The sequence below is a fragment of the Melaminivora alkalimesophila genome, assembly GCF_000282995.1.
GTDB lineage: Bacteria > Pseudomonadota > Gammaproteobacteria > Burkholderiales > Burkholderiaceae_C > Melaminivora > Melaminivora alkalimesophila.
Window position 1 is genome coordinate 1 of record NZ_ALEE01000202.1, and the last position, 7714, is coordinate 7714.

Consider the following 7714-nt stretch of genomic DNA (forward strand, 5'->3'; position numbering starts at 1 on the left):
CCTCATGCGGTTGAATTTCCTATCCGTCCGACAAGAAAGGTGGGCGAACTTGCACCTGTTCAACGCTGCCCTGGCTGGACGCCCGGGGCATTGGATGATCGAGATCGCAGACGGTGACGTGGTAAGCGTGAGGCCCCAAGCGCCCGTGGAGCGGCTGACGGAGGGTTCCATCGACCTGGAAGGTCGCCTTGTCATCCGGCCACTTGCTGACGTGCATCTGCATCTAGACAAAGCGTTTCAGACCGAAACGGCACCCAATCGTTCCGGGACCCTGGCAGAGGCGATTCGCTTGGGACAGGCGTACAAGGCCCAATTAAACGGCCCCGACGTTTACCAGCGGATTATGCGCGGGGTCAAAGGCGCGTTAGCCCAGGGGGTTACCCGCCTGCGGACGCACGTTGACGTCGACCCCGTAGCCGGTCTCACCGGCGTGGTGGCGGCCCTGGAGGCCCGGGGGGCCATGCGGGACCTGGTGGATCTGCAAGTGGTGGCCTTCCCGCAGGAGGGAATCACTAACCAGCCCGGGGTTGCCGAGTTGCTGCGGGAGGCGCTCCGGCTCGGATGCAGCGCCGTGGGCGGCATCCCGGCACGGGATCCGGACCCAGAGGCGCACATTCAAACCGTATTTGCGCTGGCGGAGGCGGAGGGCTCCCTGGTTGACATGCATGTGGACGAATCGGACAACCCCGCAGACCTGACCCTGCCGCAGATCGCCGAGTATACCCGGCGCTACGGCATGGCCGGTCGGGTAGCTGCCGGCCACTGCTGCTCGCTGTCGGCTCAGGAGCCGGAGCGGCGGGCGGAGATCATCCAGGCGGTGCGGGAGGCCGGCGTACACATCATCACGCTGCCGTCTACCAACCTCTACCTGCAGGGTAGGGATGACCAGGTGAACGTGCGCCGGGGATTGGCCCCGGTCAAGGAGCTGCTCGCAGCCGGCGTGAACGTGACCTACGGTTCCGACAACATCCGCGACCCGTTCAACCCGTTTGGCAACGGGAGCATGATTGAATCCGGCCTCATCCTCGCCCATGCGGCGCATATGGGCGGCCAGGACGACCTGGAGACCATTTTGACCATGGCCGGTCCGAGAGCCGAAGCCGTACTGGACGGTATTCACCCCGACCAGCTCCCCGACGCAAGCATCCGTCCCGGAATCGCTGCGAACCTTGTGGTATTGGATGCCACCTCCCCGGCAGAGGCCATTGCGGGGCTGCGACCGCCGGTGCATGTCTTTGTTCGAGGGAAGCACGTAGTGCATCGTGAGGAACGCCTGTCGCTATCGGTCTCTTTCTAAATCTGATCCTAATTTGAACCGAACAAGGAGAGCGCTCGCATGAACACACTTCTGCTGCTCCTGCCCTTGATCGCAATCATGGTTCTGTTGATTCGTCGTCAGCACATGCTGGTCGCTGGCGCGGCCGGCGGCATCCTCGCCATCCTCATCGGCGGAATTCCCCTAGCAGACGCAGGCGGCATCTTCACCAAGGGTGCAGCCAGCATGCTTGCCATCACCACGCCAATCCTCTACGCCGCCGCTGCCATGATGGTCGGCAAGGCCGGCAGCATCAAGGCGGCCGTCACCCTCGCTAAGCGGGGCCTGGGCAAGCAGGTGGGCCTACTGGCCGCCTTCATGGTGCTGATTCAGGCCGCAGCCAGCTACATGGCGGGCATGGGCGCTGGCAACACGATGGTTACCGCCCCGCTCGTCTTTGCTGCGGTGGGTGCCGTTCCGCCCGTTATCGCCGGTATGGCTATCGCAACCGCGGCCTCCTTCACCACCTCCCCGGCCTCCACCGAGACGATCATTACCGCCCAGTTCGCCGGCGTTGAGGTCACCACCCACGCCAATGGGATGATGCCTTACACCGCCCTCTTCTGGATCATCGGCATGGCTTTGGCCTATTGGGGCGTTCGGAAGTACGGCAGCCTGGTCACCGGCGACGCCGCTGACGATGAGATGAAGGACGTTCCGGCTGGTAAGCTGTGGATTCAGGCGATCCCCTTCATCTCCCTTCTGACCATGGTGATTCTGGGCGGCAAGCTGAACGGTCTCCTGGGCGTTGCCCTCTTCACCCCAGGCGCCATCGTCCTCATCGCTACCCTGCTGACCTTCCTCTGCTCGAAGATGAACCTGAACGAGTCGTTCACTGCCTTTGTCGAAGGTTCGCGGTTCATCCTGGTCACCCTGTTCGAGGTGGGTCTGTTCCTCGGCTTCATCAACATGATGGGCGAGATCGGTACCTTCAAGGCGATCGCGGGGCTCGCAGGTGCTGCTCCGGCTTCGATCATCGCACCGGTGGCCGCTATCATCGCCTTCGTCGTGGCCATTCCCTCCGGTGCCATGGCGGCCGGCGTTCTGGCCCTGATTATGCCGACCATCGCCGCGATCGGTGTGTCTCCCGCGGCCATGGGCCTCGTGGCCGTCTCCGTCGGCATCGGCACGCAGGTTAGCCCCGTGCAGATTAACGTGGCCGCTCTGAGCCAGGGCTTCAAGAAGGACATCGTCGATATCATCCGCATGAACATCCCCTACGTGCTCGGCACTCTGGCCCTCATCGTTGTGCTCACTTTCTTCATCGGCTAAGCAAAATTGGCCCCAGGTTGGAGGTTGACTGATGGAACGCCGCTTGTTGAAACGTCCAAAGGCTTACTACGACTCAGTTACGCTGATGCGCATCTCCTCCGAGGCGAAGCGGGTCCCTAACGTCCTGCAGGTGGCCGTGGTCATGGCCACGGAGATGAACCGGGCGATCCTCGAGGATACCGGTTTCGCTCCTGCCGAGTTCGCGGACATGGGCCCCAACGACCTGGTGATCGGCCTGGTGGCCGAGACCACGGAGGCACTAGATGACGCGCTCGCGCGGGTAGATGAGCTCCTGGGGGCCATCGGCAAGGGAAGCGACCAGCGCAGTGAAGAGCGGGTCCAGACCTTGGAGGGAGCCCTGGAGCGGATGGAGGGGGCCAACCTCGCCATCGTCTCTACCCCCGGTGCCTTCGCTGCCCGCGAGGCGATGAAGGCGCTGAAGAACGGGCTTCACGTCATGATCTTCAGCGATAACGTCCCGCTGGAGAAGGAGGTAGCCCTGAAGCAGGAGGCCAAGCGACTTGGCCGGCTGGTGATGGGCCCCGACTGCGGCACGGCCATGATCCATGGGGTTCCCCTTGGCTTCGTGAACGTGGTCCGGCGTGGTACGGTCGGCATGGTTGCGGCTTCGGGCACCGGGCTTCAGGAAGTAGCCGTGCTGATCCATCACCTGGGCGGGGGCATCTCCCATGCCATCGGCACCGGTGGTCGCGACCTCTCCGACGAGGTCGGCGGCATCACCATGCTCCAGGGGATTGACATGCTGGAGCATGATCCTGACACCGAGATCATTACCCTGGTCTCCAAGCCTCCGGCCCCTGCGACCATGCAGCGCCTGTTGGAGCGGGTCCGTCAGTTGACCAAGCCCTGCATCATCGGCTTCCTTGGCGCCAGCGCTGAAGTGGTCGAGCAGGCTCGGGCGGAGGGCCTGAGGGTCGCCACCACCTTGGAGGAGACCGCACGGATGACACTGGAGCAGCCGCTCACCCCCCTGCCCGACGAGGCGGAGGAGGTGGAGGCGGCGGTTGCAGCCGAACTCGCCCGCTACCCGAAGGGCCTGAACCCCGGCACCTACGTGCGGGGCCTCTACTCGGGCGGGACCCTCTGCCATGAGTCCTACCTGACCCTCGACTCCATGCTGTCGGGCGTTTACAGCAACCTGGCCAAGAAGGCCCCGTATAAGCTGGAAGACCCCACCGTCAGCCCAGGTCACATCCTGATCGACATGGGCGACGACTTCTTCACACAGAACAAGCCTCATCCGATGATCGATCCGGGCTACCGCCTGGACCGGCTCCGGGCAGAGGCGCTGGATCCCGAGACGGCCGTCATCCTGCTGGATGTGGTGCTCGGCTATGGCAGCCATGCCGACCCCGGTGGAGCGGTGGCGGAAGAGGTGGCCAAGCTACGGGCTGAACTGGCCAGCGTTGGCCGGCACGTCGCCTTCGTCGCCTCGGTTACCGGTACCGAAGAGGATCCGCAGCCGCGCAGCGCTCAGCTCGCCAAGCTGGAGGCGGCCGGTGTTACCCTGCTCTCTACGAACTACCGGGCCGCCCGGGTGGCTGGCCTGATCATCGAATCGCTGAAGGGGGTGCAGGCATGACCGCCGCTCCGTTGTTTGAGCTGCTCCACCAGGAGCTGAAGATCGTGAACATCGGCGTTCCCTCCTTCTCCGAGACGCTGACCGCGGTCAACGCACCCCACGTCCACGTGCACTGGCACCCGCCCGCTGGCGGAAACGTCGCGGCGGTCCAGACCCTGGAGAGCCTTGAGCGGCATGCGGAGATCCTCCGCGCTGCGAACGAGCGCGCCGTGGCCAAGATCCTGGCCGCACGCCCCGTCGTGGTGGACGTGCAGCCCGCTCGGGACGTGGTCCCCGGCATGAATGACCGAATTCTGCTGCACGCTGGCCCGCCCGTGACCTGGGAGAAGATGTGCGGCCCCGTGCGCGGGGCCGTCATCGGGGCCATCATCTTCGAAGGCTGGGCAGAGACGGTGGAGGAGGCCGAGGCCCTGGCCGCCAGTGGGGCGGTCAAGCTGGAGCCGAACCACCACCACAGCGCCGTCGGCCCGATGGCCGGCCTGACCTCGCCCTCCATGCAGGTTTTTGTTGTGGAGAACCAGGAGGCAGGGAACCGGGCTTATGTTAACATGAACGAGGGGCTCGGCAAGGTGTTGCGCTTCGGCGCCAACTCGCCGGAGGTCCTCGAGCGGCTGGCCTGGATGCGGGATGTGCTCGGCCCGGCCCTCGGCGCCGCCATCCGGCACGTGGGCGGGCTCGATGTCAAGTCGCTCATCGCCCGGGCTCTGCAGATGGGCGACGAGTGCCACAACCGGAACGCCGCGGGCACCAGCCTGCTGGTCCGCTCGCTGTTCAGCGCCCTGGTTGAGGTGGTCCCTGTCCAGCAGTTGACCGAGGTGGCCGACTTCCTGGGCCGGAACGACCACTTCTTCCTGAACCTCTCCATGGCGGCCTGCAAGGTCACCATGGATGCGGCTCGGAACATCGAGGGCTCCTCGGTGGTGACCGCCATGGCCCGGAACGGCACCGAGTTCGGCATTCAGCTGAGCGGCACCGGCGACCAGTGGTTCACCGCCCCCTCGCCGGTGATTGACGCCCTCTTCTTCCCTGGCTACGGCCCTGATGACGCGGCGCCCGACCTGGGCGACTCCTGCATCACCGAGACCATGGGCATCGGCGGTTTCGCCATGGCGGCCGCCCCGGCGATCGTCCAGTTCGTGGGCGGAAATGCTGGCGATGCGCTTAACTTCACCAAGGAGATGCGCAACATTACCTTGGCGGAGGAGAAGACTTTCGGTATCCCGGCGCTTGACTTCGCCGGCACCCCGACGGGCATCGACGCCATGCTGGTGGTAGACACGGGGATCCAGCCCGTCATCAACACCGGCGTAGCTCACAGGGAGCCTGGCGTTGGCCAGGTAGGGGCCGGCATTAGCCGGGCGCCCATGGAGTGCTTCATCAAGGCACTGAAGGCGCTGGATGAGCGGCTCGCCGCCTCCGCCCGGTAACCAGATTCGAGAAGGAGGAACCACTCATGTACAAGGTAGATGTCTACCGTCTCCCCATGGGCTCTCCTGACGATCTCTCCGCCCTAGTGGCGCTCCTGGACAACGGGAGCATTGATCCCCAGAACATTATTGCCGTGCTCGCGAAGACCGAGGGCAACGGCTGCGTCAACGACTTCACCCGTGGCTTCACCACCCTGGCCCTGAAGGTGCTGCTGAGCGAGCGGCTCGGCCTCACCCGGGAAGAGGTGGGCAAGCGGGTCGCCCTGGTCATGTCCGGCGGCACCGAGGGCGTAATGACCCCGCACATGAACGTCTTTGTGCGCCAGAAGGTGAGCGACCGGGGCGCCAACCCCAACGGCGAGAAGCGCCTGGTGGCCGGTATCGCCTTCACCCGGGACTTCCTCCCCGAGGAGCAGGGCCGCATGGCCCAGGTGCTGGAGGTGGCACGGGCCGTAAGGGAGGCCATGGCCGACGCCGGCATTACCGACCCGGCCGATGTCCACTTCGTCCAGATCAAGTGCCCGCTCCTGACGGCTGACCGGATCGAGGACGCGCATCGCCGTGGCCAGACCGTGGCCGTCCACGACACCTACAAGTCGATGGGCTACAACCGGGGCGCCTCCGCTCTGGGTGCCGCCGTCGCGCTGGGCCAGATCAAGGAGTCTGACCTGTCGGATGAGATGATCTGCAACGACTGGAGCATCTACTCCGACGTAGCCTCCACTTCGGCCGGCGTCGAGATCCTCAACTGCGAGATCATCGTCATGGGCAACTCGACCGAGTCCGCCAGCGAGCTGGTGATCGGCCACGATGTGATGAAGGATGGCATCGACATGCAGGCGGTGCTGCGGGCCATGAAGGCCGCCGGCCTGAAGTTCAACGAGCTGCCTGGCGAGGCCGAACTGGCGAAGATCGTCAACGTGCTGGCCAAGGCAGAGGCCCGGTCCACCGGTGAGGTGCGTGGCCGCCGGAACACCATGCTCGACGACTCCGACATCAACCACACCCGGTCTGCGCGGGCGGTCGTCAACGCCGTCATCGCCAGCATCACCGGCGATCCCATGGTCTACGTCTCCGGCGGTGCGGAGCACCAGGGTCCCGATGGTGGCGGCCCCGTGGCCGTTATCGCTCGGGCTTAAGTATCGGTTCGGTTCAGGACCTTCTGAGGGGGATATACGTTGGGTAACCGGATCGTGGTCGCCCTGGGCGGCAATGCGATTCTGCAGCCGGGTCAGCGGGGCTCCTATGCCGAGCAGCGGCATAACGTCGATGTGACTGCGGCTCAGCTGGCTGACCTTGTGGCAGCCGGGCATGAGTTGGTGCTAACCCATGGCAACGGACCGCAGGTGGGCAACCTGCTGCTGCAGAATGAGGAGGCCAAGGCTACCGTTGAGCCGATGCCGCTCGATGTACTGGGCGCCATGACCCAGGGAATGATCGGCTACATGTTCCAGCAGTCCCTCACCAATGAGCTGAGGGCCCGTGGGATCCAGCGGCCTGTGGTCAGCCTGGTTACCCAGGTTGAGGTGGACGTGGAGGATCCCGCCTTCAACGATCCGACCAAGCCCATCGGTCCCTTCTACCCGGAGGAGGAGGCTGCGGCGATCGCCGCCGAGCGCGGCTATATCATGCAGCCGGACAGCGGCAGGGGATGGCGCCGGGTGGTGCCCTCCCCCCAGCCGGGCCGGGTGGTCGAGCAGGAGGTGGTCTCCGGACTGCTCTCCCAGGGGGCGATCATCATCGCTGCTGGCGGCGGCGGGGTGCCTGTTCGCACGGCGGAGGACGGTGCGTTGACTGGCGTTGAGGCCGTCATCGACAAGGATCGGGCGGCGGCAGCGCTCGCCCGGGCGGTTGGGGCCGATATGCTGATGATCCTGACCGACGTGCCCAACGTGAAGCTTCACTACGGCACGCCGAACGAGGTGAGCCTCGGCGAGGTCTCTGCTGAGCAGATGGCGTCCTACGTGGCGGAGAAGCACTTCGCCGCTGGCTCGATGGGGCCGAAGGTTACCTCCTGCTTGGACTTCGTGCGGCAGACCGGCAAGCAGGCGATCATCACCGCCCTGAACCAGGCGGTGGCGGCCGCCGCTGGCGAGG

At 65.1% G+C, this 7714-nt stretch carries 6 protein-coding genes; all 6 read left to right on the top strand.

The window, feature by feature from the left end; genetic code table 11:
* The coding region (locus tag A612_RS03300; protein ID WP_019373168.1) for an amidohydrolase family protein at positions 1-1297 on the top strand (1297 nt) is incomplete at its 5' end.
* A 39-nt stretch (positions 1298-1336) separates the two neighbouring features.
* Positions 1337-2587: a hypothetical protein gene (locus A612_RS03305; protein ID WP_019373169.1), complete on the top strand. Its 1251-nt coding sequence runs from the start codon at positions 1337-1339 to the stop codon at positions 2585-2587.
* 31 nt (positions 2588-2618) lie between these two features.
* The gene (gene fdrA / locus A612_RS03310; RefSeq protein WP_040435829.1) at positions 2619-4190 is read left to right on the top strand and encodes an acyl-CoA synthetase FdrA; all 1572 of its coding nucleotides are present in this window, start codon (positions 2619-2621) and stop codon (positions 4188-4190) included.
* Positions 4187-5617, top strand: coding sequence for a YlbE family protein (locus tag A612_RS03315; RefSeq protein ID WP_019373171.1), 1431 nt, complete (start codon positions 4187-4189; stop codon positions 5615-5617). The genes fdrA and A612_RS03315 overlap by 4 nt, the downstream gene beginning before the upstream one ends.
* A 26-nt stretch (positions 5618-5643) precedes the next feature.
* Positions 5644-6756, top strand: a complete 1113-nt coding sequence (atzD, locus tag A612_RS03320) for a cyanuric acid amidohydrolase (protein WP_040435831.1) — start codon at positions 5644-5646, stop codon at positions 6754-6756.
* 54 nt (positions 6757-6810) lie between these two features.
* On the top strand, positions 6811-7714 hold a 904-nt coding region (gene arcC, locus A612_RS03325), incomplete at its 3' end, for a carbamate kinase (RefSeq protein ID WP_019373173.1).